This window comes from Microbacterium sp. T32 (genome assembly GCF_001619615.1).
GTDB lineage: Bacteria > Actinomycetota > Actinomycetes > Actinomycetales > Microbacteriaceae > Microbacterium.
On sequence record NZ_LQQP01000007.1, the window covers coordinates 34,025 to 59,700 of the forward strand.

22 protein-coding genes are annotated in these 25,676 nt (G+C 72.0%); 17 read left to right on the top strand and 5 right to left on the bottom strand.

Annotation, left to right across the window (positions count from 1 at the left end):
- The first annotated feature begins 337 nt into the window (after positions 1-337).
- From AVW09_RS03400 to AVW09_RS03415, 4 genes are read left to right on the top strand one after another with little or no spacing between them, the layout of a single operon-like run.
- Positions 338-1,135: a sulfite exporter TauE/SafE family protein gene (locus AVW09_RS03400; protein ID WP_063256673.1), complete on the top strand. Its 798-nt coding sequence runs from the start codon at positions 338-340 to the stop codon at positions 1,133-1,135.
- Positions 1,136-1,167: 32 nt separating this feature from the next.
- A complete protein-coding gene (locus tag AVW09_RS03405) occupies positions 1,168-1,617 on the top strand; it encodes a MaoC family dehydratase N-terminal domain-containing protein (protein ID WP_063256674.1) in 450 nt (149 codons plus the stop codon).
- A complete protein-coding gene (locus AVW09_RS03410) occupies positions 1,614-2,018 on the top strand; it encodes a MaoC/PaaZ C-terminal domain-containing protein (protein ID WP_063256675.1) in 405 nt (134 codons plus the stop codon). Before AVW09_RS03405 ends, AVW09_RS03410 begins: the two co-directional genes overlap by 4 nt.
- Positions 2,018-3,154, top strand: a complete 1,137-nt coding sequence (locus tag AVW09_RS03415) for a UDP-N-acetylmuramate dehydrogenase (RefSeq protein WP_063256676.1) — start codon at positions 2,018-2,020, stop codon at positions 3,152-3,154. The genes AVW09_RS03410 and AVW09_RS03415 overlap by 1 nt, the downstream gene beginning before the upstream one ends.
- Before the next feature lie 77 nt (positions 3,155-3,231).
- On the opposite strand, the gene AVW09_RS03420 is transcribed toward AVW09_RS03415, so the two are convergent.
- Both AVW09_RS03420 and AVW09_RS03425 read right to left on the bottom strand, forming a co-directional pair.
- Entirely contained in the window at positions 3,232-4,431 is a 1,200-nt protein-coding gene (locus AVW09_RS03420; RefSeq protein WP_063256677.1) for a pyridoxal phosphate-dependent aminotransferase, read from the bottom strand.
- A 74-nt stretch (positions 4,432-4,505) separates the two neighbouring features.
- Positions 4,506-4,829 (bottom strand): hypothetical protein, encoded by a 324-nt coding sequence (locus tag AVW09_RS03425; RefSeq protein ID WP_063256678.1) that lies wholly within the window; start codon positions 4,827-4,829, stop codon positions 4,506-4,508.
- A gap of 55 nt (positions 4,830-4,884) precedes the next feature.
- Between AVW09_RS03425 and AVW09_RS03430 the strand changes: the two genes are divergently transcribed.
- From AVW09_RS03430 to AVW09_RS03465, 8 genes are read left to right on the top strand one after another with little or no spacing between them, the layout of a single operon-like run.
- Positions 4,885-6,180: a chloride channel protein gene (locus AVW09_RS03430; protein ID WP_063256679.1), complete on the top strand. Its 1,296-nt coding sequence runs from the start codon at positions 4,885-4,887 to the stop codon at positions 6,178-6,180.
- 38 nt (positions 6,181-6,218) lie between these two features.
- Positions 6,219-6,827 carry a nicotinamide riboside transporter PnuC gene (gene pnuC, locus AVW09_RS03435; RefSeq protein WP_063256680.1) on the top strand — a complete coding sequence of 203 codons (609 nt, stop codon included), beginning with the start codon at positions 6,219-6,221 and terminating at the stop codon, positions 6,825-6,827.
- Positions 6,814-7,890: an AAA family ATPase gene (locus tag AVW09_RS03440; RefSeq protein ID WP_231901759.1), complete on the top strand. Its 1,077-nt coding sequence runs from the start codon at positions 6,814-6,816 to the stop codon at positions 7,888-7,890. The genes pnuC and AVW09_RS03440 overlap by 14 nt, the downstream gene beginning before the upstream one ends.
- 9 nt (positions 7,891-7,899) lie before the next feature.
- Complete coding sequence (locus tag AVW09_RS03445; protein ID WP_063256682.1) at positions 7,900-9,471, top strand: AAA family ATPase; 1,572 nt, start codon at positions 7,900-7,902, stop codon at positions 9,469-9,471.
- Complete coding sequence (locus AVW09_RS03450) at positions 9,468-10,118, top strand: hypothetical protein (RefSeq protein ID WP_063256683.1); 651 nt, start codon at positions 9,468-9,470, stop codon at positions 10,116-10,118. Before AVW09_RS03445 ends, AVW09_RS03450 begins: the two co-directional genes overlap by 4 nt.
- Positions 10,115-11,911, top strand: coding sequence for a hypothetical protein (locus AVW09_RS03455; RefSeq protein ID WP_063256684.1), 1,797 nt, complete (start codon positions 10,115-10,117; stop codon positions 11,909-11,911). Before AVW09_RS03450 ends, AVW09_RS03455 begins: the two co-directional genes overlap by 4 nt.
- Positions 11,904-12,512 carry a hypothetical protein gene (locus tag AVW09_RS03460; protein WP_063256685.1) on the top strand — a complete coding sequence of 203 codons (609 nt, stop codon included), beginning with the start codon at positions 11,904-11,906 and terminating at the stop codon, positions 12,510-12,512. Before AVW09_RS03455 ends, AVW09_RS03460 begins: the two co-directional genes overlap by 8 nt.
- A complete protein-coding gene (locus AVW09_RS03465) occupies positions 12,505-13,854 on the top strand; it encodes an AMP-binding protein (RefSeq protein WP_063256686.1) in 1,350 nt (449 codons plus the stop codon). Before AVW09_RS03460 ends, AVW09_RS03465 begins: the two co-directional genes overlap by 8 nt.
- Before the next feature lie 47 nt (positions 13,855-13,901).
- Here the strand turns inward: AVW09_RS03465 and aceB are convergent, their stop codons facing one another.
- The gene (gene aceB, locus AVW09_RS03470) at positions 13,902-15,560 is read right to left on the bottom strand and encodes a malate synthase A (RefSeq protein ID WP_063256687.1); all 1,659 of its coding nucleotides are present in this window, start codon (positions 15,558-15,560) and stop codon (positions 13,902-13,904) included.
- Between the two features lie 58 nt (positions 15,561-15,618).
- The gene (gene aceA / locus AVW09_RS03475; protein ID WP_063256742.1) at positions 15,619-16,935 is read right to left on the bottom strand and encodes an isocitrate lyase; all 1,317 of its coding nucleotides are present in this window, start codon (positions 16,933-16,935) and stop codon (positions 15,619-15,621) included.
- Positions 16,936-17,062: 127 nt separating this feature from the next.
- On the opposite strand from aceA, the gene AVW09_RS03480 reads away from it, so the two are divergent.
- Positions 17,063-18,538: a helix-turn-helix transcriptional regulator gene (locus tag AVW09_RS03480; protein WP_063256688.1), complete on the top strand. Its 1,476-nt coding sequence runs from the start codon at positions 17,063-17,065 to the stop codon at positions 18,536-18,538.
- A gap of 106 nt (positions 18,539-18,644) precedes the next feature.
- Here AVW09_RS03480 and AVW09_RS03485 read toward each other — a convergent pair whose 3' ends face one another.
- Positions 18,645-20,159: a PucR family transcriptional regulator gene (locus AVW09_RS03485; RefSeq protein ID WP_063256689.1), complete on the bottom strand. Its 1,515-nt coding sequence runs from the start codon at positions 20,157-20,159 to the stop codon at positions 18,645-18,647.
- 102 nt (positions 20,160-20,261) lie between these two features.
- Here AVW09_RS03485 and gabT point away from each other — a divergent pair, with 102 nt between their 5' ends.
- The 4 genes from gabT to AVW09_RS03505 all read left to right on the top strand — a co-directional run bounded on the left by gabT (position 20,262) and on the right by AVW09_RS03505 (position 25,640).
- Positions 20,262-21,620 (top strand): 4-aminobutyrate--2-oxoglutarate transaminase, encoded by a 1,359-nt coding sequence (gabT, locus tag AVW09_RS03490; protein ID WP_063256690.1) that lies wholly within the window; start codon positions 20,262-20,264, stop codon positions 21,618-21,620.
- A 116-nt stretch (positions 21,621-21,736) separates the two neighbouring features.
- Positions 21,737-23,197 (top strand): flavin monoamine oxidase family protein, encoded by a 1,461-nt coding sequence (locus AVW09_RS03495; protein ID WP_063256691.1) that lies wholly within the window; start codon positions 21,737-21,739, stop codon positions 23,195-23,197.
- Positions 23,194-24,093, top strand: a complete 900-nt coding sequence (locus tag AVW09_RS03500; RefSeq protein WP_022880018.1) for a universal stress protein — start codon at positions 23,194-23,196, stop codon at positions 24,091-24,093. The genes AVW09_RS03495 and AVW09_RS03500 overlap by 4 nt, the downstream gene beginning before the upstream one ends.
- Entirely contained in the window at positions 24,090-25,640 is a 1,551-nt protein-coding gene (locus AVW09_RS03505) for an APC family permease (protein WP_063256692.1), read from the top strand. Before AVW09_RS03500 ends, AVW09_RS03505 begins: the two co-directional genes overlap by 4 nt.
- The last annotated feature ends 36 nt before the right edge of the window (positions 25,641-25,676 follow it).

The window sequence follows — 25,676 nt, forward strand, 5'->3', positions numbered from 1 at the left end:
CGAACGGCGAGGGCCTGGCCGGCATTCCTCCGAAAATAGGAAAAGTCAGTTAGTTAGTTAGCATCCCTAGATATTCGTGTCAACCGGCAGCTACGGTGGGGACATGGGGGATAACTTCTCTCCTGTCGCACCCTCGCGATCGTGGTCGCAGACCGGTGTTCGGGTCACCGTTCCGCTTGACCTGTGAGGGCGACGGCCCCCGGTGGACGCGGCTTCGGACCACCGGGGGCCGCTTTCTTCTCCGGTCAGCCGTGACGTCCCGGCCTCCGCCGAGGTGGAAGACTGGTCCGTCGGCGGGCGCCGGCCCGCCCGCCCCCGTCGCAAGGACCCCCGCCCCGTGATCGAACGCACCCGCACGCCCCGCTCGTTCCGCTTCTCCGCCGTCTGCGTCGGCGTGGGGCTCCTCGCGGGCCTCATGTCCGGTCTGTTCGGGGTCGGCGGCGGCACGGTGATCGTGCCGCTGCTGGTGCTGCTGCTCGGATTCGACCAGCGGTTCGCGGCCGGGACCTCGCTCGCGGCGATCGTGCCCACGGCATCCGTCGGTGTCATCACCTACGCGATCGACGGTCACGTCGCGTGGATTCCCGCACTGATCCTCGCCGCGGGCGCCGTCGGCGGCGCGCAGATCGGCACGTGGCTGCTCCCGAAGCTCTCGCAGACCGCGCTGCGCTGGGCGTTCGTCGCGTTCCTCGTCGCGGTGATCGTCAGCCTGTACTTCGTCATCCCCTCCCGGGATGCCGAGCTCGCCCTGACCTGGGTCACGGGGCCGAGCCTCCTCGCGCTGGGTGTGGTCACCGGCATCCTCGCGGGTCTGCTGGGCGTCGGCGGCGGGATCATCGTCGTGCCGGCGCTGCTGCTGCTCTTCGGGACGAGCGACCTCGTCGCCCGCGGAACCTCGCTGCTGATGATGATCCCCACTGCCATCTCGGGGACCGTGGGAAACCTCCGTCGCTCCAACGTCGACCTTCTCGCTGCCGCGTGCGTCGGCATCGCGGCGTGCACCACCACCGCGCTGGGCGCCTCGCTCGCGAAGCTCGTCGACCCGTTCGTCGGCAACGTCCTCTTCTCGATCTTCCTCGTCTTCATCGCCACGCAGATGGCCGTGAAGGCCGTCCGCGGTCGCCACCAGCGCTGAGGCGGCGGGGGAGCGCTCGGTAGACTGGCCGGGTGCCCGTGAACCCCGAACTGGTCGGACGTGTCTTCCCGTCGACCCCGCCGTATCTCGTCGGCCGAGAGAAGGTGCGCGAGTTCGCCCGCGCCGTCTTCGCCGACGCCCCGCAGCACTCCGACCCCGAGGCGGCCCGCGCGCTCGGCTACGCCGACGTCGTCGCGCCGCCGACGTTCGCGATGGTCGTACAGGACCTCACGTTCCAGCAGCTGCTCGGCGACCCCGAGTCGGGCATCGAGCTCTCGCGGCTCGTCCACGCCGAGCAGCGCTTCCGGTACTCCCGGCCGATCGTGGCCGGCGACGAACTCACCGCGACGCTGTCCGTGACCGGCATCCGGACCCTCGGTGCCAACGCGATGATCGCGAGCGAGGCGGAGATCGTGGATGCCGACGGCGCCCACGTCGTGACGACGACCAGCGTGCTGCTGGCCGGGGAGGCCGACGCATGACCGCGTTCACCGTCGGAGACGTCGTCGCCGAACGTTCCGTGCACCTCACGCGCGAGTCGCTCGTGCGGTACGCCGGTGCCTCGGGCGACTTCAACCCCATTCACTACCGCGACGACGTCGCCGCCGAGGTGGGGCTCCCGGGCGTCCTCGCCCACGGCATGCTCACGATGGGTATTGCGGTCGGGACGCTCGCCGAGGCGCTCGGCGACACCGGCCGCATCCTCGAGTACGGCGTGCGCTTCACGCGCCCCGTGGTCGTCGACCCCGTCGAGGGAGCCGACCTGCACGTCAGCGCCAAGGTGGGCGCGGTCGACGACGAGGCCGCCCGCATCGATCTCACCGTGACGCACGCGGGGACCACGGTCCTCGGCAAGGCGCAGGTGCGCGTGCGGCTGGCCTGATGCCCGACATCACCCCCGTCCCGCTCTCCGAGCTGACGACCCTCCGCACCGGCGGTCTGCCCGAGCGGACCATCGAGGCCCGCACACCGGACGAGCTGGTGTCGGTGCTCCGCGACCTGTGGGGCGCGGGCGAGCCGTGGCTCGTCGTCGGCGGCGGCTCGAACCTCTTCGTCGGTGACGAGCCGTTCGAGGGCACGGTGGTGCTCGTGCGCACGTCCGGCATCGAGGAGCTGCCCGGTTCCCGCCCCGACACCGTTCGGCTTCGGGTGCAGGCCGGCCATGACTGGGACGCGCTCGTCGCCGAGACGGTGGCCCGCGGCCTCGCCGGCATCGAGGCGATGTCCGGCATTCCGGGGACGGTCGGCGCCGCCCCGGTGCAGAACATCGGCGCGTACGGCCAGGAGGTCGTGCAGACGCTGGTCGAGGTGGAGCTCCTCGACGAGTCCACGGGTGAGGTCTCGACCGTCCCGGCATCCGATCTGGGGCTCGGCTTCCGCACCTCCGTGCTGAAGCAGCACTACGGCTCGGTCCCCGAACGCCCGGCCGTGATCCTGTCGGTCACCCTCGAACTCCAGCGCGTCGGTGACGGCGACCGTCCGATCGGGGGCGGCCAGCTGCGCGGAGCCCTGGGACTGGATGCCGACACGGCGGTGTCGCTGCGCTGGATCCGCGAGCACGTGCTGGCGACCCGCGCGAGCAAGGGCATGGTGCTCGACCCCGAGGACCCCGACACCTGGAGCGCCGGGTCGTTCTTCCAGAACGCGATCGTCTCGGAGGCGTTCGCGCGCACGCTTCCCGCCGAGTGCCCGCGGTGGCCGCTGGGGCCCGCGATCGACCCGGTGACCGTGATCCCGCTCGCCGCCTTCGACGGCGTCGTGCCGACACCGGTGACGGAACGCCGCGAGGTGAAGGTCAGCGCGGCGTGGCTCATCGAGCACGCGGGACTGTCGCGCGGCTTCCGGTTCCCGCGATCGCGCGCCGGCCTCTCCACCAAGCACACGCTCGCGCTCACCAACCGCGGCCGCGCGACGGCGGGTGAGATCGCCGAGCTCGCCCGTTTCGTGCAGAATCGCGTCCAGTCCGAGTTCGGCCTGCTGCTGCAGCCCGAGCCGGTACTGGTGAACGTCGAGCTCTAGCCAGCGTGAGGGGTCAATCTCTGTCGCTTGGAGCGCCTTGAAGCGACAGAAATTGACCCCTCACGCGAGAGGGAACCCTAGGAGAACAGGCGCTGGAGGCGCTGGACGCCCTCCAGGAGCTCGGCGTCGCCGAGGGCGTACGACAGGCGGAGGTAGCCGCTCGGGCCGAAGGCCTCGCCGGGGACGACCGCGACCTCGGTCTTCTCGAGGATCAGGTCGGCGAGCTCGAGCGAGGTGGTGGGGGTGACGCCGTCCCACTCGCGGTTCAGCAGGCCGCGGACGTCGGGGTACACGTAGAACGCGCCCAGCGGGTTCGGCACCTCGACGCCGTCGATCTTCGCCAGCTCCGACACGATCAGGCGGCGGCGCCGGTCGAACGCCTCGCGGAACTGCTCGGCCTCGTCCTGCGGTCCGTTCAGCGCCGCGGCCGCGGCGATCTGCGCGATGTTGTTGACGTTGCTGGACAGGTGCGACTGCAGGTTGCCGGCGAGCTTGATGGCATCCGCCGGTCCGATCATCCAGCCGACCCGCCATCCGGTCATGGCGTACGTCTTCGCCACACCGTTGACGAGGATCGTCTGCCCGGCGAGCTCGGGCACGGCCTCGACGATCGACACCGCGCGGGCGCCCTCGTAGGTGAGGTTCTGGTAGATCTCGTCGGTGATGACCCAGATCCCGTGCTCGAGGGCCCAGCGGCCGATTTCCGCCGTCTCCTCGGGCGTGTAGACCGAGCCGGTGGGGTTCGAGGGGGAGACGAACACCAGGACGGTGGTCTTGTCGGTGCGGGCGGCCTCGAGCTGCGCGACGGTGACCTTGTAGTCCTGGTCGGCGCCCGCGAACACCTCGACGGGCACGCCGTCGGCGAGGGCGATGGCCTCGGGGTAGGTCGTCCAGTACGGGGCGGGGAGCAGCACCTCGTCGCCGGGGTTCACCACCGTCTGGAACGCCTGGTAGACGGCCTGCTTGCCGCCGTTGGTCACGATGATCTGCGACGGCGCGACCTCGAGGCCCGAGTCCCGCAGCGTCTTCGCGGCGATGGCCTCGCGCAGCACCGGGAGTCCGGCGGCGGGGGTGTAGCGGAAGTTCGCGGGGTTGTGCAGCGCTTCGGCCGCGGCATCCACGACGAACTGCGGGGTCGCGAAGTCGGGCTCACCGGCGGCGTAGGAGATGACGGGGCGGCCGGCGGCCTTGAGGGCCTTGGCCTTGGCGTCGACCTTCAGGGTCGCGGATTCGGCGATGGCGGAGAGCTTGCGGGAGAGCGGAGCGCGGTCGGTCACGGCACCGAGCCTACTCGGCGCGCCCGGGATGCCGGAGGCCCCGGGGCGTCTCACGGGGTGCGGGAGGCGCCGGGTCAGACCGCCGTGGAGAACAGCACCCAGAGCACGGGCAGGACCAGAAGGATGCCGAGGGCCGCGCCGATGATCGAGAGGGTGGGCCGGCGGCCCGCCCGGACACGGAGGACGATGCCGATCGTCCCCACGATCACGATGACCAGCCCGAGGAACGCCATGATCGGGAGCAGCACGATGCCGAGCCACCAGATCGCGTTCATGCCCGGGGCGAGCCCGATGAGGAAGATCATCAGCGCGGGCAGCAGGATGAACGCCGCGAGGATGATCGAGACGATGCCGAAGCCGTCGCTCGCGCGACGACCCGCCGGGGAGACAGAGGCCATGCGGTCACGGTAGCGCGTGGCGGGCGGGCTGTCGCCGGTGCGTTAGCGTGGCGTCGTGACAGCAGGGGCCCCGGACCGGACGCGCGTGCATCGTCGGGGGCTCGGCATCCTGCTCCGGATCGGGCTCGCCACCGCGATCGTCGGGGTGAGCACCGGCCTGGCCGTGCTGCTGCTCGTCTGGATCGTGCACACGATCGAGCACCTCGTCTGGGGACACGACGAAGGCCCGTTCCTCGACGGTCTGGCGTACCCGTCGGTGTGGTGGCTGCCGATCGCGACCGTGGGCGGCGCGGGTGTCGTCGCGGCGCTCGGCTGGTACCTGCTGCGCCGTTTCGGTCGCAGGATCGCGACGGTCGAGCAGGGCGTCGCGGGCGCGCACATGCCCTGGTGGGAGACGCTCGCCGACACCGTGATCCAGGTCACCTCCGTCGCCCTCGGCGCCTCGATCGGCAAGGAGGTCGCCCCGCGCGAACTCTCCGCGATGGCCGGATCGAAGATCGTGCGGTGGTTCCGCCTCGACGCGCGCTGGGGACGCATCCTCATCGCCGCCGCCGCGGGCGCGGGTCTCGCCGCGGTGTACAACGTGCCGCTGGGCGGCGCGCTCTTCGCGATCGAGATCCTCCTCGCGCAGTTCAGCGTCGGCGCCGCGGTCGTCGCGCTCGCCGTGAGCGCCATCGCGACCCTCGTCGCGCGGCCGCTGGTCGGCGACGACTCGCTGTACCACGTGGCATCCCTCGACGTGAACGCGTCGCTCATCGTGGCGGCGATCCTCATCGGACCGCTGATGGGGTGGGGCGCGACGAGCTTCGGGGCCGTGACGTCGCTCCTGGCGAAGGTCCGCCCGACGGGGTGGAAGCTCCTCGTCGCGCTGCCGTTGACCTTCGCCGCGGTCGGTGCGCTCGGCACCGTGTTCCCGTTGATCCTCGGCAACGGCCGGGCACTTGCGACGGCCGGCTTCGACCTCAGCCAGCCTGCGCTGCTGCTGCTCGCCCTCGCCGCGCTGAAGTACGCCGCGACGGTGGTGTCGCTCGGTTCCGGCGCGGTCGGCGGCACGCTGCAGCCGTCCGTCGCGATCGGCGCGAGCCTGGGCGCGGCGGCCGCCGCGGGCTGGGCGTTCGTGTGGCCGGGAGCGGATGCCACGGGCCTCGCGATCGTGGCCGCGGCGGCGTTCCTCGCCTCGAACATGCGCGCGCCGTTCACCGCGATCGTGCTCGTGATCGAGTTCACCGGCACGGGCTTCGACCTGTTGCTGCCGATCTTCCTCGCCGTCGCCGGGTCGCTCGCCGCGGCGCGACTGACCTCGCGCGCGAGCCTCCGGCGGTTCGCCCCGCGCGACCCGGGCAGGGAGTGAGGCGCCGGACGTCGACGGCGTCCACGTAGGCTCGACGGGTGATCGAGTGGATCCTGACCGAATGGATGCAGATCCTCGGGTTCGCGACGGGGGCCGCGTGCGTGCTCCTCGCCGCCCGACGAAATGTCTGGACCTACCCCATCGGCATCGCCAACAACGCCGTCTTCCTCGTCGTGTTCGTGCCGGCGGGACTGTACGCGTCGGCGGGACTGCAGCTCGTCTACCTCGCGCTCGGCGTCCACGGCTGGATCCGGTGGACGCGCGGGGTCGAGCACGACCGCGACTACGTCGCCCGGACGCCCCGGCGGGCCGTCCCGTGGCTGATCGTCGCGGGAGTCGTCGGGATGGCCGTCCTGACGTGGCTCCTGGCGACGTTCACCGACTCGCAGGTCGCGCTCGCCGACGCCGGCACGACGGCGGCGAGCCTGGTCGCGCAGTACATGCTGAACCGCAAGTGGATCGAGAACTGGGCGGTGTGGATCGCCGTCGACATCGCCTTCGTGGCCCTGTCGATCGCGACCGGACTGTGGATCATCGCCGCCCTCTACGCCCTGTTCGTCGTGCTGTGCATCGGCGGGTGGCGCGGCTGGCATCGCGTGCTGCGCGAGGGGACGGCGACCGCGGCGCCCGCGGATGCACGTGTCTGAGCGGCGGTTCCGCCACGGGGTGGTGGTGGGGAAGTTCTACCCACTGCACGCCGGGCACGCTCACCTGATCCGCTCCGCCGTGCGGGCGTGCGAGCGTGTCACGGTCGAGGTCATCGCGGCATCCGTCGAATCCATTCCACTCGAACGACGCGCCGCGTGGATCCGCGAGGGGCACCCGACCGTGCGCGTGGTCGATCTCGTCGACGACACCCCCGTCGATTTCGGTTCCGAGACCGCGTGGGACGCGCACACCGCGACGATCCGCGGTCTTCTCGACGAACCCGTCGACGCGGTGTTCACCTCCGACGACTACGGCGCGGAACTCGCCCGGAGGCTTCATGCCGAGTGGGTGCAGATCGACCCGGGTCGGGTCGTGAACCCGGTGTCGGGCACCGCGATCCGTGGCGATCTCGCCGGTCACTGGTCGGAGCTGTCGCCCGCGACACGGGCGGACCTCGCCGCGCGCATCGTCGTGCTCGGCGCGGAGTCGACCGGCTCGACGACGCTGGCGGAGGCGCTCGCCGCCGAGCTCGGAACGCTGTGGGTGCCGGAGTACGGCCGCGAGATCAGCGTGACGCGCGAGGGCGGTCTCGACGCGCCGTGGCGGAGCGACGAGTTCGACCTCATCGTCGATCGGCAGATCGAGTGGGAGCGCGACGCGCTGCGGCGGGTGCCCGTCCCGGTGCTCGTGTGCGACACGGACGTGCTGGCCACGGCGCTGTGGCACGAGCGGTACGTGGGCACGGTCGCCGACCGCATCCACGCGCGCGCGGCCGTGCACCGCCCGGCCCTGTATGTGCTGACCGGTGACGAGATCCCCTTCGTGCAGGACGGCATGCGCGACGGTGAGCACATCCGCGCCGACATGCAGGAGCGCTTCCGCGCGGTGCTCGCGGCGCAGCCCGTGCCGTGGCTCGAGGTGCGCGGGTCGGTGGCGGAGAGGCTCGCCGCCGCGCTGCCCGAGGTGCGTGCGGCCGTCGCCCGGTGGACCGCGTTCGAGGCTCCCCTAGAGGGTCGGCCCCTGGCCGAGCAAGAGGCTCTGCGGCGCCGGGCCGCGGGTTAGGCTGGCGCGATGTCGGACCGCTGGCACAAGCTCTCGGAAGCCCCCACCACGCCGCATCCGGAGGACGGGGTCGCCCCGCTCACCGCGGACGACCTGTTCCGGGCCGAGACCGACGACTCCGCGGTCCCTCTCGACGAGAAGCTGCGTCAGACGTACTACTGGATCGTCAACCGGGCCGTCATCTCGCCCTACTACGACGTCGAGTTCTCCTCCGGCCCGGCGCTGTCGTTCACACTGGGGGATGCCGGGGCCGAGCTGACGCTGCCGAGTGAGCCGTCGTACTCGTCGAACGTGCTGCTGCCGCTGCTGACCTTCGCCGTCGGCGGCAAGTGCCTCCTCATCGGCGGACCGGGACGCGGGAAGACCACCGTCGCCGTCCTCATGGGGGTGCTCGCGGGCTCGAGCCCCGACGAGGTGCGCCGCGGTGTGCAGCAGGGCCAGCCGCAGCTCACGATCAGCGACCTCGTCGGCATCCCGCTCCCGCGCGACCTCATGAGCGCCGAGCGGCTCTCGGACATCGGCATCGCGTGGCGCGAGTGGCTCACGCGGCCGGTGAAGATCGTCGACGAATACAACCGGATCCCGACGAAGACGCAGTCGGCGCTGCTGACCATGGTCGCGGAGGGGTACGTCGAGAGCCACGACCAGATGCGCCGCACCGCACCCGCGAGCGGTGTCGAGAGCTGGTTCTTCACCGCGAACGACGACGCGGGCGGCGGCACGTTCCCCGTGATCCAGGCGCTGCGCGACCGCATGGACGTCACGGTGCCGGCCGCCGGCTTCAACAGCCGCTTCTTCGACGAGCTGGTCGCCCGCGTGGAGGCGGGCGAGAAGCCCGAGGAGCACGTCCCGTCCGAGCTCGTGTTCGCGGCCGAGGAGCAGACCGCGATGCGCGCGGCGATCCGCGCGGTCCCCGTTCCTGCCGACGTACGGCGGCGCCTGGAGTTCTTCCTCAGCCACTTCGAGTTCGTGCAGGGCGGCGGTCGCCGGTTCGAGTACCGCACGAAGGACACCGTGACCACGGGCGGCGGCAGGGTCGCCGAGGCCATCGAGGCGAACTCCGGTGCCGACCTCATGAGCGACCCCGGCGCGCAGACGCTCAACGGTCTGTCGGTGCGGGCGCTGCAGACCCTCGTCGTCTATGCCAAGGCGATCGCGTGGTTCCGCGGCCGGGAAGCGGTGTCGGTCGCCGACGTCGCCGCCGTCCTGCCCTTCGTCCTGCGCGGGAAACTGCTGCCCAACCCGACGCACCCGCGCTTCGACGTGGGGGCCGAGCGCGAGTTGAGCACGGACGTGCTGAGCTGGCTCACCGACCTGTTCGCCGAGTCGTGCCGACAGTACGACGCGCTCGGGCGCGGGAAGGACGACCCGGTCGGGGCGCTCCTCGCGCAGGCGGATGCCGGACTCGACGGCGTGACCGCGCTCGAGGCGGGGCGTCGCATCACGGCCATCGAGTCGCTGCTGCGCACGATGGCGGGCACCGGCAAGCTGTACGGGCGCGACTTCGACGACCTCATGGCGCTGAAGTACCTGCACCAGCGCTACACCGCGTACGTCCGGTGGGTCGAGCGGCGGCCATGATCCGTCGGCCCGGACACCTCGCGGACCGCACGGTCCCGGTCGGATCACCGGAGCCCGTGGACGGCCTCGACCTCGGGCTCGCCGCCCGGAACGTCGCCGCCGCCGGGGGCTCCGCCGACCGGTTCCGCGCCGAGTTCGGCGCGGGGCAGGCGGCAGCCGGCTCGAGCGCCCTCGATCCGAAGCATCTCGCGGGCATCGCCGGGTGGCGCGCGGGGGTCCTGGGCCTGCGCGAGGACGCGCTGTCGCGGATCGCCGCGGCGATGCCCGCGGCCGCGGACGCGATCGCCGCCACCCTCGGGATGGATGCCACGGACGTGGAGCCCTTCCTCGAGCATCAGCGCACCGACCGGTTCTGGTGGCCGGGCCGCGCCGAGCAGCGCGGGTACGTCTGCGCGGTGGGCGGCTTCGCGGGTCTCGGTGGAGCCTGGACGCAGCCCCCGACGGACGGCCGTCCCCTCGGCCCGGCCGGTGCCTTCGCGGTGCGCACGGGCGAGCGGTGGTGGCGGATCGACGCCGACGTGTGGGGGTCGCGGTTGACCCCGCTCCGCGCGGTCGACGAGCCCGAGGAGGGCCTCGGGGGACCGGCATCCCTCGTCACCTTCCCGGACTCCTACCTCGCCTGGATCCACGTGGCGGACGCGGCATGAGCGCGATGACGTCGCTCGAGCGGGCCGCGTGGGAGTCCGCGCAGGAGCTGTGGGGCGTGCGTATGCACGACGCCGTCCTCGACCCCGGCGCGGGATCGGTGCAGGGGGCGCCGGCGTGGTTCAGCTTCCCGCCGTCGATCACCGTGGACCCCGACATGGTCACGGCCTTCGGCGGTGCCGACGAGTGGGAGAGCGTGTTCGCGCACGAGCTCGGCCACCACGTCCTCGCGCCGAGCACGCGCCTGGATGCGCTGAAGATCCGTCATCAGCTCGCCCGGGCGCTGCACGCCGCGGGCGCGTACGCGATCCGCGATGCGGATCTGTCGCTGCTGTCGAACCTGTGGACCGATCTCCTCGTGAACTCCCGGGTCGCGGTCCTGCAGCGCCGTCGCGACGGACCCGGCGAGCCCGGGATCGTACGCCTGTCCCGCGCGCTGTATCGCGCGTCCCGCGACTCGCCGAGCCGGCTGTGGTGGGTCTACCTCCGCACGTACGAGCTGCTGTGGAACCTCGCCGCGGGCACGCTCTGCGATCCGCAGCCGCCGCCGCTGGCCGCGCCCCCCGCGCCCGAGCCCGAGATCCCGATCGAGCAGACCCCGGAGAGGCACCGCGAGGCCGAACGGAAGCTGCGCGAGCGGCGTCGCGACGCACAGCGGGTGGCCGACGAACTGGCGGCCGCGACCCTCACGCGCCCGGCCCTGGATGCCGACTCGCTCGCCGCGCTCGTGCGGACCTTCGCGGGGGATGCCGTGTCCGGGGCGCTGCGGTTCGGCGTCATCGTCGCGCCGTATCTCGTCGATCCCCGCGCCGACGACGAGATGACGGGCGTCCCGATCGCGTGCGCCGCCGACACCGCCCCGGCGTCCGCGGGGGAGCTGGGTCGCGTGTTCGCCGACCGGCGGCTGAAGGAGGCCCTGCCGTCGCGCCCGGGCGATGCCGGTGGTCCGAGCGATGGCCGCGGACAGACCCTCGGCATCTCGCGCACGCTCGAGCTGTACCGGGACGCGAATCCGGACGAGGTCCTGGCCGCGTGGTACCGCGCCGAGGCCAGCCGGTGGGTCCGTCCGTTCACGCAGCGGGCGCCGAAACCGACCGTCCCCGATCTCCCCGGCCCCCTCGAGACGTGGGAGGTCGGCGACGACCTCGCCGACGTCGACTGGCCCGCGAGCCTCCAGGCGGCGGGGGTGGTCGTGCCGGGCGTGACGACGCGGCGCCGCTCGTTCCTCGTCGACGACCCGCCACCGGTGCGCACGGGCCTCGCGGTCGACCTGTACATCGACAGCTCCGGATCGATGCCGTATCCGCGTTCGGGCTCACCGGCCGTGCTCGCGGGCACGATCCTCGCGCTGTCGGTGCTCCGCGGGGGAGGGCGTGTGCGGGTGACGAGCTTCTCCGGTCCCGGGCAGGTCGCCGGGGCCGAGGACTTCACCCGCGACCCCGCGCGCGTGGTCACCGAGCTGGCCTATTTCTACAGCGGCGGGACGACCTTCCCCCTCGACCTCCTGGAGCGCCGCTACGCGGGGCTGTCGACCCCGGATGCCGCCGACCGCCGCCACCTCGTCGTGCTCTCGGACGACGGGCTCACGTCTCTGTTCGGCGACGGCGATCCCGAGCGCGCCGACGTCGCGGCGCGCGTGCGCGGGACCCTCACGACGGCGACGCTCGTCGTGCTCGACGGGCAGCACCGGGTCGCGGAGCTCGCCGACGCGGCCGGCTACGACGTGCTCTACATCGAACACATGGACGATGCCCCGGCCGTCTGCGCGCGACTGGCGGAGGTGCTGGGTGGCTGAGTCGGACGACCTGCTGCGGGCCTGGGCGGCGCTCGCCCCGACCGAGGACGCCGCGTGGGCGGCCGCGCGCCCCGGCCCGTCGGTCGACGAGATCGGCGCCCGGCTGTCGAGCGTGCCGCGGCCGTTCCTCGACGAGGGCGTGTCGATCGCCGCGCTCGCGGGAGACATCGCCGGGCGCGCTCCGGCCGCGGTCGCCCACGCCGAGGATCCGCGCGTGCGTCTCGCCGCGGCCATCGGGCTGTGGGTGCTCGCGAGCGAGGACCTCGTCGCCCCGTTCGACCCGCCCCTGTCCACGGGCATCGCCCTCCGTGCCGTCGATGCGCTCGCCCTTCGCCTCGCCGCGGTCACCGACCCGCTCGACTGGCTCTCGGACGCCGAACGTCGCGAGGAAGCGGCCCGCACCTTCCTCCTCTGGGCGGGGTTCCTCCCCGCCGGGGAGGACGCCGACACCGCGCGCGCCCTCCTCGACGCGCGTGACTCCCTCCGCCGGAGCGCCGCGCTCGCCGAGGCGTACGCCGCCCACCGGCACCGCGAGGAGATCGCGCGCCGTCTCGCCGAGGCGCGGTCGCGCGAGGCGTCGGCGAGGTACTCCAGTGAGTGACCCGGACGACCCGCTCGCGCTCGGCGAGTACGCACCCGGGTCGTCGGCGGTCCTCACCGACGCGGAACGCTGGCCGACCCTGGATGCCGACGGCGCACGGCGTCTCGAGCGGTGGCGTACGCACCCCGCCGCCCCGCGGTGGGTCCACGCGACGGGCGACCGGCTCGACGCCGCCGCCGTGGCCCGCACGCGCGACCCGCTCCCGCTCGACGGCTGGCTCGAGGCGCACCTCGACATCGCGCGTCGACTGCCGTTCTACCGCGGCCGGGGGAGGCTGGCATCCCTGTCCGACTTCCCGACCGTCTCGCGCGCCGATCTCGTCGCCGATGTCTCGGCCTTCGTGCCTCTGGATGCCGACCTGGATCGGATGCTGCACGGCACGAGCTCGGGGTCGACCGGGGCGGCACTGGTGATCCCGGACGATGTCGAGGAGGTCGCGCGGGGCTTTCATCTGCTGGTCCGGCTCGCGCGCGAGGCCGGGGCCGACTGGCATCCGGACGGCGAACGGCTCGCGCTCCTGTGGGTCCTGCAGCAGCGGCAGGCGTTCACATACGTCTCGATCGTGAGCGGCTTCGCGCAGCGCGCGATGGCCCGCGTGAACCTGGATGCCGGGGCGTGGCGGGAGGCGTCCCACCGGCGGAGGTTCCTGCGCGACGCCGATCCGCAGGTGATCACGGGGAATCCGACGAGCCTCGCCGAGCTGCTCGACGGCGACCTGCGGGATGTCGTCCGGCCGCTCGCGCTCTTCTCCGGCGCGATGGAGCTGTCGGCTCCCCTCCGCGCCGCGCTGGAGGCCGCGTTCGCGTGCCCGGTGATCGACGTGTACGGCCTGCACGAGACGCGTCCGATCGCCGCGCGCACCGACGACGGTCCCTTCCGCGTGCTCGATCGGCGCGTCCTCGTCGAGGTGCTCGACCCCTCCGGGCGGCCGGTGCCGGAGGGGGAGCGCGGCGAGATCACCGTCACCGCGGGCGAGAACCCGCTGCTTCCTCTCGTCCGTTACCGGACCGGCGACGTCGGGCGCCTCGTCACGCTGCCGGACGGCGGGGTCGGGATCGCCGACCTCGAGGGGCGCGAGCACGTCGACTTCGTCACGGCGGCCGGCACGCGCGTGCCCTCGGTCGACCTGACGCAGCAGCTGCAGAGCCACGGGGCCCTCGGCTGGACGGTCGAACAGCGCGCGGACGGGAGCGTCGCGGTGCGCATCGCGGGAGGGGATGCCGAGGCGATCGCCCGTGCGCTCACGGCGACGCTCGGTCAGCCCCTGGAGATCGAGCGCGTCGAGCGTCTCGTCGAGCTGGGGGAGGGGAAGCCGCGCCGCTTCCGGTCCGCGGCGTCCTGACGCGCACGAAGGGCCGGGGCGACACGGCCCCGGCCCTCCGCACCCCGTCAGTCGAGGTACTTCGCGTACGCCGGCAGCGTGAGGAACGCGGGGAACTCCTCGCGCAGCGCCACCTCGCGGAACACCTCGGCGGCGTCGTCGAAACGGTCGCCCTCGACGCGGGGCGTCTCGGCGAGCACGTCGCCGAGCAGCCCCTCGACGTACTCGCGCGTGATGCGCGTGCCGTCGGCGGTGGAACGGTCCTGATGGATCCACTGCCAGATCTGCGAGCGCGAGATCTCGGCGGTCGCGGCGTCCTCCATGAGGTCGTCGATCGCGACGGCCCCCAGGCCCCGCAGCCAGGCCTCGATGTAGCGGATCGCCACCGAAACGTTCCCGCGCACCCCGCCCGCGGTGATCGGCAGGCCGATCCGCAGGTCGAGCAGCTGCGCGGGGCGCACCTCGACGTCCTCGCGCAGTCGCTCGATCTGGTTCTCGCGGTCGCCGAGCACGGCGTCGAACTCCGCGCGGGCCACCGGGATCAGGTCGGGGTGGGCCACCCACGTGCCGTCGAAGCCGTCGCCGGCCTCGCGCCGCTTGTCGGCGGCGACCTTCTCGAACGCGGCCTCGGTCACCTCGGGCTTGCGGCGGTTGGGGATGAACGCGCTCATGCCGCCGATCGCGTACGCGCCGCGCTTGTGGCACGTGCGCACGAGCAGTTCGGTGTACGCCCGCATGAACGGCACCGTCATGGTGACCTCGCTCCGGTCGGGGAGCACGAACCGCGCCCCGCGCCCGCGGTAGGTCTTGATGATCGAGAAGATGTAATCCCAGCGGCCGGCGTTGAGACCCGCGCAGTGGTCGCGGAGGGCGAAGAGGATCTCCTCCATCTCGAACGCCGCCGGGAGCGTCTCGATGAGCACCGTCGCGCGGATCGTGCCGTGGGCGAGACCCAGGCGCTCCTCGGTGAACGAGAAGACGTCGTCCCAGAGCCGCGCCTCGTCGGCGGACTCGATCTTCGGCAGGTAGAAGTACGGTCCGCGCCCCGCCGCGATGAGCGCGTGCGCGTTGTGGAAGACGTACAGCCCGTAATCCACGAGGGAACCGGATGCCGGCAGCTCGCGGCCCGCGCGATCGATCACGGTGATGTGCTTCTCGGGCAGGTGCCAGCCGCGCGGGCGCATCACGATGGTGGGCGTGCGCTCGGCGGTGACGCGGTATTCCTTCCCCTCGGGGCTGGTGTAGCTCAGCTGCCCGCGGATCGCGTCGAACAGCGAGAGCTGGCCGCCGATGACGTTGCGCCACGTCGGGGAGGTGGCATCCTCCTGGTCGGCCAGCCAGACCCGCGCGCCGGAGTTCAGCGCGTTGATCGTCATCTTCGGGTCGGTCGGACCCGTGATCTCGACGCGGCGGTCCTCGAGGCCGGGACCGGCGCCGGCGACGCGCCACGACGGGTCTTCGCGGATGTGCGCCGTCTCGGACCGGAAGTGCGGGTCGTCGCCGTTGCCGATCTCGAAGCGGCGGCGTTCCCGCGCGGCGAGCCGGTCGTGACGCCGACGACCGAAGCGGTCGTGCAGCTCGGTGAGGAAGGCGAGCGCGGCGGGCGTGAGGATCTCCCGGTCGCGGCCCTCGAGCGGGCGCTCGATCCGCAGGTGCGGAGCGGGGGTGGATGCCGCGGCCTCGGGGCCGCGTCGGTCGGTGGTGGGTGGGGGTTCGATGAGGGTCATGATCGTGGCTTTCGTGTGAGCCTCGGTGTCTTGGACACTCGAGAGGCGAAGAGGGGTGTCAGTGGAACTGCGCGGTCTCGGTGGAGCCGGCGAGGGCGAGCGTGGCGCTGTCGGGGTTGAGCGCGGTCGAGACGACGTCGAAGTAGCCGGTGCCCGCCTCACGCTGGTGGCGCGTGGCGGTGTACCCGTTGGCTTCGGCGGCGAACTCGGCCTCCTGCAGCTCGACGTACGCGCTCATGGCGCGTTCGGCGTAGCCGCGGGCGAGGTCGAACATCGAGTGGTTCACGGCGTGGAAGCCCGCGAGGGTGATGAACTGGAACGCGTATCCCATCGCGGCCAGGTCGGCCTGGAACGTGGCGATCTGCGCGTCGTCGAGGTGACGCTTCCAGTTGAAGCTCGGCGAGCAGTTGTAGGCGAGCAGCTTGCCCGGGTAACGGGCGTGGATCGCCTCGGCGAAAGCACGGGCGAGCTCGATGTCGGGCTCACCCGTCTCGACCCAGAGCAGGTCGGCGTACGGGGCGAACGCGAGACCGCGCGAGATGACGGCATCCAGTCCCGGACGCACCCGGTAGAAGCCCTCGCTGGTGCGCTCGCCGGTGAGGAACTCCGCGTCGCGCGGGTCGACGTCGCTCGTGAGCAGGTCGGCGGCCAACGCGTCGGTGCGCGCGATGATCACGGTCGGCACGCCCGCGACGTCGGCGGCGAGCCGGGCGGCGTTGAGCGTCCGGATGTGCTGCTGCGTCGGCACGAGCACCTTGCCGCCGAGGTGGCCGCACTTCTTCTCGCTCGCGAGCTGGTCCTCCCAGTGGATGCCGGCGGCCCCCGCCTGAATCAGCGACTGCGCCAGTTCGTAGGCGTTGAGCGGGCCGCCGAAGCCGGCCTCGGCGTCGGCGACGATCGGCGCGAGCCAGTCCTGGGTGATGTCTCCCTCGGCGCGCTCGATCTGGTCCTGCCGGAGCAGCGCGTTGTTGATGCGACGGACCACCGCCGGCACCGAGTTGGCGGGGTAGAGGCTCTGGTCGGGGTAGGTCTGACCCGCGAGGTTGCCGTCCGCGGCGACCTGCCAGCCCGAGAGGTAGATGGCCTTCAGACCCGCGCGCACCTGCTGGACGGCCTGACCGCCGGTGTAGGCGCCGAGGGCCCGGATGTACTCCTCGGTGTGGAGGAGGTTCCAGAGGTTCTCCGCACCACGGCGGGCGAGCGTGGACTCCTCGCGGACGCTGCCGCGGAGTCGGACGACGTCCTCGGCCGTGTACGTGCGCTCGATGCCGTCCCACCGCGGGTCGTTCTCCCACGCGGCGCGGATCTCATCGGCGGTCTCGGTCTGGTCGCCGGGGCGCAGGGGCGGCTGGGCGGGGGTGGCCTGGATCGTCATGTCGTCCTCCTTCGGGTGCCGGGCATCGGTGCCCGTGGAGACCACTGTCCGCGAAGAATCACCACCCGAACCGAGAAACCTGCTGTGAAGTTTTGCCGTTCTTCCGTTTCGGTGAGATCATCCCGACATGGACACCGGAGTCTCCCTCACCGCCCCCGCCGCGGCATCCGACGATGAGGGCGTGGACACGCTCACGATCGGCAAACGCATCCGGCAGTTGCGGACGGCGCGCGGGATGACGCTCGACGAACTCGCCGCCGCGGTCGGCCGCGCGCCCAGCCAGATGTCGATGATCGAGACCGGCCGGCGCGAGGCGAAGCTCACGCTCCTGCAGGCGATCGCCCGCGCGCTCGGCACGGGTCTGGACGCTCTCCTGGATGCCGAGCCCCTCGACGCGCGCGCCTCCCTCGAGGTCGCCGTCGAGCGCGCCATGCGCGGGTCGACGTTCCAGGCCCTCGGCATCACGCCGTTCCGCGTCGGAAAGACCGTGCCCGATGAGGCGCTCGCCGCGATGCTCGCGCTGCAGGCCGAGATCGAGCGCCTCCGCGACGAGCGGTCCGCCACCCCCGAGGAGGCGCGCCGGGCGAACGTCGCGCTCCGCCGCCTCATGCGCACGCAGGACAACCACTTCCCGGAGCTCGAGCGCACGGCATCCGAGATCCGCGCCGCCGTCGACCACCCCGACGGTCCGCTCACGCAGCGCGCCGCGAGCGACATCGCCGCGTACCTGGGCTTCTCGCTGCACTACGTGCCCGACCTGCCGCAGACCACGCGCAGCATCGCCGACGTGAAGAACGGTCGGCTCTACCTGTCGACGCGGGTGGCGAAGGGCGACCCGCGGGCGTCGGTGCTCCAGGCGCTGTCGAGCCGCATGCTCGGGCACACCGAGCCGAAGAGCTACGGCGAATTCCTCCGCCAGCGCGTCGAGACGAACTACCTCACCGGTGCCCTCCTCATCCCCGAAGCGCACGCGGTAGCCGCGCTCACCGAGGCCAAGGCCCGCCGCGTCCTCAGCATCGAGGACCTCCGCGACACGTACTCGGTGTCGTACGAGACGGCCGCGCACCGTTTCACGAATCTCGCGACGGTGCACCTCGGCATCCCGGTGCACTTCTTGAAGGTGCACGAATCGGGGACGATCACGAAGGCGTACGAGAACGACGACGTGAACTTCCCGACGGATCGGCTGGGGTCGATCGAGGGGCAGATGTGCTGCCGCCGCTGGACGAGCCGCGTCGTCTTCGACGAGGACGACCGCTTCAACCCGTACTACCAGTACACCGACACCGGCAACGGCACGTACTGGTGCACCGCCCGTGTGGAGCAGTCGAGCGAGGGCGCGCACTCGGTGAGTGTGGGCGTGCGGTTCGACGACACCAAGTGGTTCCGCGGGCGCGACACCCCCCACCGCGGAGTCTCGCGGCACGCGGTCGAGGTGTGCTGCCGCCGTCCGCCCGCGGACCTCGAGGCGTCGTGGCGCGACAACGCCTGGCCCAACGTCCGCACGCCCCGGACCCTGCTCGCGACGCTGCCGACGGGGGCGTTCCCCGGCGTCGACACGACCGAGGTGTACGAGTTCCTGGAGGCCCACGCCCCGAAGTGACGCGCGTGTGGGGGCGTTCGCTCCGCGATCCGCACGACCTCATCGGCATCCGCTCCGATCCGGCTGACGCTGCGCTGATCACTGAGGTTGTGCCGGATGCCAGGACTCAGGCCGGCTGCACCCGCAACGCGGCCCACAGCTCGGCGCGCGTGGCGAACGACGACAGGTCGCGGTCGAGCAGACGTTCGGCGAGGGCCAGGCGCGTGCGCACGGTGTGCCGATGCACGCCGAGCGCTTGCGCGGTGAGCTCGTGCGAGCAGTCGTGGTCGAGCCACGCGCGGAGCGTCTCGACGAGGCGCGACCCCTCGGCCGCGTCGTGGGAGGTGAGGGGGGCGAGTTCGGCGGCCGCGAGCGTCGGGGCGTCGGGCCCGAGCGCGGACAGGACTCCGGATGCCGCGACCTCGCCGAACGTCGTCACGGCATCGCGCCCGCGATCCCGGGCGACGCGGGCCTGCTCCACCGCGGCGGCGAAGCGGTCGTACCCGGTGGGTTCGGACACCCCGATCCGGGCGCCGAAGCGCTCCGCCGCTTCCTGGATCGCCTGCCGCTCGTCGGCCGGCACCACGATCACGACGCCGTCGTCCGCGCGGCCGAAGAACACCGCGCCGCGGCGCTCCTCCGCGCGCAGCTCGAGGAGTTCCGCGAGGCCCCCGCTGCGCGTGGCCGCGGCGTCGGTGAGGGCGACCACGACGGGCGCCGTCGGCAGCGGTCCCCACGCGTCGCGCGCGATGCGGCGCGCGAGCGTCGGATCGTCGGTGAGGAGCGACTGCAGGAGCCCCGCCCGCAACGCGCCGCGGGCCCGGCTGAGTCCCTGGTGCTGCTCGAACGCGAGGCCGGCCATCGCGATGACGGCGGTGACGACGCCCCGACCCTCCTGGTCGAGTTCACCGGCCGCGATCGCGATGACGCCGCGCAGGTGTCCGCCGCGGCCCAGCGTCTGCAGCGTGAACGGGCGGTCGGCGATGCGCAGCGCCGAGGCCGCCCGTGCGCCCCGGCGCAGGACCGTGGCCACCTCGGTGCCGAGCGACGCCGAGGTCGCGGCATCCAGGTCGCCGCTGGGATGCTCGCGGGTGAGTTCACCGGCCGCGTCGTACAGTCCCACCCACGTGCCGAGCTGTCGCGCGAGTTCCGCGAGCGTCGCGCCGAGCCCGTCGGGGCGCAGCGCCGCGAGGGCGATCGCGCGCTGCGCCGACAGCGCCCACGTGCGGCGGGCGTACGCCTCGGCGGCGATCGCCTCGGCGTTGGCGCGGGCGACCGCGATGAACGGCGTGCGGTACGGCACCTCGAACAGCGGGAGACCGGCGTCGCGGCAGGCGGTGGCGAGTTCGGGAGGGATGCCGTCGCGCACCACCTCCGTGCCGAACCCGAGGCCCGCGACGCCCCGCGCAGTGAGTCGCTGGACGTAGTCGACGGCGGACGTCGCCCCCCGCCCCTGGAACTGCGTGCCCGTGGTCAGGAGCACCTGCCCCTCGGAGAGGAACGGCGTGGGGTCGGCGAGGTCGCTGCTGTGCACCCACCGCACCGGCCGCGCGAGGTCGTCGGGCGCGCCGTTCTCGAGGCGCAGGTGCAGGTCGGGGCGACGCAGTAGCGCGCCGAGGGTGGGGGTGTCGGTGGCATCCATGGGGCTCCCGCGGAATCCGCTGTACGTTTTGTACAGCCGGGTAGGGGAAATGTACAGCACGGAGGGTATCGGGCCGCGGCCGCCTTCCCTACGCTCGCGGACATGACCGCACCGCACACCGTCACCGCGCCCCCCGTCGGCGGACCCTCGCTCCCGCAGGAGCGCCGCCTGGTCACGAGCATCCCCGGCCCCCGCTCGCAGGAGCTCCTCGACCGCAAGGCCGCCGCGGTCTCGGCTGGTGTCGGGCACACCGTCCCCATCCACGCCGTCGCGGCGGGCGGGGGAGTGGTCGTGGATGCCGACGGCAACTCGCTCATCGACCTCGGTTCCGGCATCGCCGTGACCTCGGTCGGCAACTCTCACCCGGCCGTCGTCGCCGCCGTGCAGGAGCAGGTCGCCGCGTTCACCCACACGTGCTTCATGGTCTCGCCCTACGACTCGTACGTCTCGGTGGCGGAGGCCCTCAACCGCCTCACCCCCGGCGACCACGCGAAGAAGAGCGCGCTGTTCAACTCCGGCGCCGAAGCGGTCGAGAACGCGATCAAGATCGCCCGCAAGCACACCGGCCGTCACGCGGTCGTCGCGTTCGATCACGCCTACCACGGCCGCACCAACCTCACGATGGCGCTGACGGCGAAGCACATGCCGTACAAGAGCGGCTTCGGTCCGTTCGCCGCCGAGGTGTACCGCGCGCCGCTGTCCTACCCGTACCGTGACGGCCTGTCCGGCCCCGAGGCGGCGGCCAAGGCCATCTCCGTCATGGAGAAGCAGGTCGGTGCCGAGAACCTCGCGGCGGTCATCATCGAACCCATCCAGGGTGAGGGCGGCTTCATCGTCCCCGCCGACGGCTTCCTCCCGGCGCTGGTCGAGTGGTGCCACGCGAACGGCGTCGTCTTCATCGCCGACGAGGTGCAGTCCGGCTTCGCCCGCACCGGTGCGATGTTCGCGTCCGAGATCTTCGGCATCGTCCCCGACCTCGTCACCACCGCGAAGGGCATCGCCGGCGGCCTTCCGCTCGCGGCCGTGACCGGCCGCGCCGAGATCATGGATGCCACCCACACCGGCGGCCTCGGTGGAACCTACGGCGGCAACCCGATCGCGTGCGCCGCAGCCCTGGCATCCATCGACGCGTTCGAGAACGACGGACTGATCGAGCGGGCGCGGGAGATCGGCGAGATCCTCCTGTCGCGCCTCACCGCCCTGCAGAAGAACGACCCGCGCATCGGCGACGTCCGCGGCCACGGCGCGATGATCGCCGCCGAGTTCGTCGACCCGGCGACGGGGGCTCCGGATGCCGCTCTGACTTCGGCCGTGGCCAAGGCCGCGATCGCCGAGGGCGTGATCGTGCTCACGTGCGGGACCTACGGGAACGTCATCCGGTTCCTCCCGCCGCTGTCCATCGGCGACGATCTGCTCCACGAGGGCCTGGACGTCGTCGCCGGCGCGCTCGCGCGTCACTGAGCAGCACGACTCGAGGGGGCGGCAGGCGACCCGAACGCTCCGCCCCCTCGTCCGCACCATCCGGGTCGCCGACACCGGTCACCGAGGCAAGTCGCCGAGACAGAAGGAAAGATTCCATGAGCGAGATCACGCGTGACGTCGTCGTCATCGGGGCCGGAGCCGCGGGACTGACCGCAGCGAACGACCTGCGCAAGGCCGGACTGTCGGTCGTCGTGCTCGAAGCGCGCGACCGCGTCGGCGGCCGGCTGTGGACCGACGTGATCGACGGAGCCATGCTCGAGCTCGGCGGCCAGTGGGTGTCGCCGGATCAGCAGGCGCTCATCGACACCGTCGCCGACCTCGGCCTGTCGACCTACAGCCGCTACCGCGAGGGCGACAGCGTCTACGTCGGACCGGACGGGGTCGCGAAGCGCTTCACGGGGGAGATGTTCCCGGTCGCGCCCGAGACCGAGCGCCTCATCGACGAGATCACCGCGCGCCTGGATGCCATGGTCGCCGAGATCGACCCGGACAAGCCGTGGGAGCACCCGAACGCCGCCGAGTGGGACAAGATCTCGTGGGACGCGTGGCTCCGCCAGCAGACCGACGACGACGAGGCCGTCCGCAACCTCGCCTTCGCCACCGGCTCGGCGATGCTCACCAAGCCCGCGCACACGTTCTCGCTCCTGCAGTCGCTGTTGATGGCGGCATCCGCGGGATCGTATTCCCACCTCGTCGACGCCGACTTCATCCTCGACAAGCGCGTCGTCGGCGGACTGCAGCAGGTGCCCGAACTGCTCGCCGAGCGGCTCGGCGACGACGTCCTGCTGAACCAGCCGGTGCGCCGCATCATCTGGGGCCCCGACGCCGTGGCGGTGGACCGGCCCGCGGATTCCGCGACGGGCAGCCGGGTCGACGACCTGCGTGCGCTCACGGCGCGGGTCGAGGCCGCGAAGTCCTCCGCCTCGGGCGTCACCGTCATCACCGACGACGTGACGGTCCGCGCCCGCTTCGCGATCCTGGCCCTGGCCCCGGTGCTGTACCCGCGGATTTCGTTCGAGCCGCCGCTGCCGCGCAAGCAGCACCAGATGCACCAGCACATCTCGATGGGGTTCGTCATCAAGGTGCACGCCGTCTACGACCGTCCGTTCTGGCGCGAGCAGGGGCTCTCGGGCACCGCGTTCAGCCCGTACGAGCTGTCGCACGAGGCGTACGACAACACCAACCACGGCGATGAGCGCGGCACGCTCGTCGGGTTCGTGTCCGACCAGAACGCCGACGACCTGTTCCGGCTGAGCGCCGAGGAGCGCAAGGAGCGCATCCTCGAGTCGCTGTCGCACTACTACGGGCCCGAGGCCAAGAATCCGATCGTCTACTACGAGAGCGACTGGGGCACGGAGGAGTGGACGCGCGGCGCCTACGCCGCGAGCTTCGACCTCGGCGGCCTCCAGCGCTACGGCGCCGACCTGCGCGAGCCGGTCGGCCCGATCCACCTCGCGTGCAGCGACATGGCCGGTGCCGGGTACCAGCACGTCGACGGCGCGATCCGCCAGGGTCACCGCGCGGCCGACGAGATCCTCGATCGCGCACGCGGATGAGCGCCCCGGTGGTCGTGGGCTACACCGCGACCGACGCCGGAGCCGACGCGCTCGCGCTCGGCATCCGGCTGGCTCGGGCGATCCAGGCACCCCTCGAGGTGGTCCTCGTCCTGCCCGACGACGCCCGGAGCGTCATCACGCCCCCGGATGCCGCCTACGCCCGGCTCGTGCGCGAGCAGGCCGAGCAGTGGCTCCGTGAGGCGGCGACCACGATCCGGGATGCCGTGACCCACCGCGAACGGATCCGCCACGCCGATTCGTTCGCGGAGGGTCTCGTGGCCTTCGCCGACGAGATCGGCGCCGGATACATCGTCGTGGGTGCCGCCAACGGCGGCCTGCGCGGTCGCCATCGCCTGGGCTCGGTCGCCTCCGAACTGCTGCACTCCTCCGACGTGCCCGTCGTCCTCGCCCCCGAGGGGTCCCGGCGCGTCGATCCCGCCGTGGGGATCAGCCGGGTCACGACCGCGATCGGCAGCAGGCCGGGAGCCGACGTGCTGCGGGAGGAGAGCATCGCGCTCGCCGCCGCCGCATCCGTGCCCCTGCGTCTGCTCTCGCTCGTCACCGTCGACCTGCCCCCGGGACTCGCCACCGGCGCCATCCGCATCGCGGGCGCCGCCCATGCCGAGGAGATGCTCTCCCAGGCGCGCACCGAACTGCCCACCGACGTCGCCGCCGAGGTCGTCGTCGCCGACGGCGACAGCATCGAAGAGGCCGTCCGCGATCTCGCATGGGATCCCGCCGAGCTCGTCATGGTCGGCAGCAGCCGCCTCGCGCAGCCCCGCCGCCTGTTCCTCGGTTCGACCGCGGCGAAGATGCTGCACGAACTCCCCGTCCCCCTCGTCGTCGTGCCACGCAGCCGTGCCGACGCCTCCGCCCCGGAAGGATCGCGGCCATGACCGCCCCCGCACCCGCCACCGGCAGCGACGCCGGCGGTCTGTCGAAGAAGGGGTTGAGCGCCGGCACGATCGGCCTGCTCGGCGCCGTCGTCATCGGCATCTCCTGCATCGCCCCCGCATATACCTTCACCGCCGCGATCGGCCCCACCGTGGGGGCCGTGGGCGTGCAGGTGCCCGCCATCATCCTCGTCGGGTTCATCCCGATGCTCCTCGTCGCCTTCGGCTACCGCGAGCTCAACAACCGCATGCCCGACTCGGGCACGTCTTTCACCTGGGCCGCGCGCGCCTTCGGGCCGTGGATCGGCTGGATGGCCGGGTGGGGGCTCATCGCCGCGACCGTCATCGTGCTGTCCAACCTCGCCGGCATCGCGGTGGACTTCCTCTTCCTGCTGATCTCGCAGCTCACGGGCCAGCCGGACATCGCCGACCTGGCATCCAATCTCCCGATCAACATCGTCGTGTGCCTCCTGTTCGTGCTCGGAGCGACGGTGGTGTCGTACCGCGACATGCAGACGACGCAGAAGCTGCAGTACGTTCTCGTGGGCTTCCAGGTGATCGTGCTCGTCGCGTTCGCCGTCGTCGCCGTCGTGCACGTCCTCCGAGGGGATGCCTACGACCCGACGCCCTTCGACTGGTCGTGGTTCAACCCGTTCGCGGTGTCGTCCTTCAGCGCGTTCGCGGCGGGGGTGTCGCTGTCGATCTTCATCTTCTGGGGGTGGGACGTCACCCTGACGATGAACGAGGAGACGAAGGACCCCGAGAGGACGCCCGGGCGCGCGGCGACCATCACGGTCGTGACCATCGTGTCGCTGTACCTGCTGCTCGCGGTCTCCATGATCATGTTCGCCGGCATCGGCGACGGCGAGTACGGTCTCGGCAACCCCGAGATCCAGGACAACGCCTTCTTCGCGCTCGCCGGACCCATCCTCGGACCCTTCGCCGCGTTCGTCTCGCTCGCGGTGCTCACCAGCTCGGCATCCTCGCTGCAGTCGACGTTCGTCGGGCCGGCCCGCACACTGCTCGCGATGGGCCACTACGGCGCGCTGCCGCCGAAGTTCGCGACGGTCAGCCCGCGGTTCTTCACGCCGGGGTACGCCACGATCGTCTCCGCGATCGTCGCCGCCGGGTTCTACGCGGTGATGCGCGTCGTCAGCGTCAACGTTCTCTCGGACACGATCCTCACGCTCGGCATCATGATCTGCTTCTACTACGGGCTGACCGCGTTCGCGTGCGTCTGGTACTTCCGGAAGCAGTGGTTCGACTCCGCGCGCAACGTGTTCTTCACCCTGCTGTTCCCGCTCGTGGGCGGCGTCATCCTCGCGGTGATCTTCGTCACGACGCTGATCGACAGCATGAACCCCGAGTACGGCAGCGGATCCGAGGTCGGCGGCGTCGGTCTCGTGTTCGTCCTCGGCGTCACCATCATCGTCCTCGGGGCGGTCATCATGGTGGTGCAGTACTTCCGCAGGCCCGCGTTCTTCCGCGGTGAGACGCTCGCGATCGACGCCCCGGCCAGCGCGCGTCGGGGCCGCCGCCTCGCCCGATGACCTCGACATCCACCACGACCACGAAAACGGGAGCCC

Excerpts from the sequence above, each read along its gene's own strand:
- AVW09_RS03410 (WP_063256675.1), top strand. The coding sequence starts at position 1,614 with ATGACCGCGTTCACCGTCGGAGACGTCGTCGCCGAACGTTCCGTGCAC.
- AVW09_RS03480 (WP_063256688.1), top strand. The coding sequence starts at position 17,063 with ATGGACACCGGAGTCTCCCTCACCGCCCCCGCCGCGGCATCCGACGAT.
- AVW09_RS03485 (WP_063256689.1), bottom strand. The coding sequence starts at position 20,159 with ATGGATGCCACCGACACCCCCACCCTCGGCGCGCTACTGCGTCGCCCC.
- AVW09_RS03505 (WP_063256692.1), top strand. The coding sequence starts at position 24,090 with ATGACCGCCCCCGCACCCGCCACCGGCAGCGACGCCGGCGGTCTGTCG.
- AVW09_RS03455 (WP_063256684.1), top strand. The coding sequence starts at position 10,115 with ATGAGCGCGATGACGTCGCTCGAGCGGGCCGCGTGGGAGTCCGCGCAG.
- AVW09_RS03425 (WP_063256678.1), bottom strand. The coding sequence starts at position 4,829 with ATGGCCTCTGTCTCCCCGGCGGGTCGTCGCGCGAGCGACGGCTTCGGC.
- AVW09_RS03500 (WP_022880018.1), top strand. The coding sequence starts at position 23,194 with ATGAGCGCCCCGGTGGTCGTGGGCTACACCGCGACCGACGCCGGAGCC.
- gabT (WP_063256690.1), top strand. The coding sequence starts at position 20,262 with ATGACCGCACCGCACACCGTCACCGCGCCCCCCGTCGGCGGACCCTCG.
- AVW09_RS03415 (WP_063256676.1), top strand. The coding sequence starts at position 2,018 with ATGCCCGACATCACCCCCGTCCCGCTCTCCGAGCTGACGACCCTCCGC.
- AVW09_RS03445 (WP_063256682.1), top strand. The coding sequence starts at position 7,900 with ATGTCGGACCGCTGGCACAAGCTCTCGGAAGCCCCCACCACGCCGCAT.
- AVW09_RS03495 (WP_063256691.1), top strand. The coding sequence starts at position 21,737 with ATGAGCGAGATCACGCGTGACGTCGTCGTCATCGGGGCCGGAGCCGCG.
- aceB (WP_063256687.1), bottom strand. The coding sequence starts at position 15,560 with ATGACCCTCATCGAACCCCCACCCACCACCGACCGACGCGGCCCCGAG.
- AVW09_RS03440 (WP_231901759.1), top strand. The coding sequence starts at position 6,814 with ATGCACGTGTCTGAGCGGCGGTTCCGCCACGGGGTGGTGGTGGGGAAG.
- AVW09_RS03450 (WP_063256683.1), top strand. The coding sequence starts at position 9,468 with ATGATCCGTCGGCCCGGACACCTCGCGGACCGCACGGTCCCGGTCGGA.
- aceA (WP_063256742.1), bottom strand. The coding sequence starts at position 16,935 with ATGACGATCCAGGCCACCCCCGCCCAGCCGCCCCTGCGCCCCGGCGAC.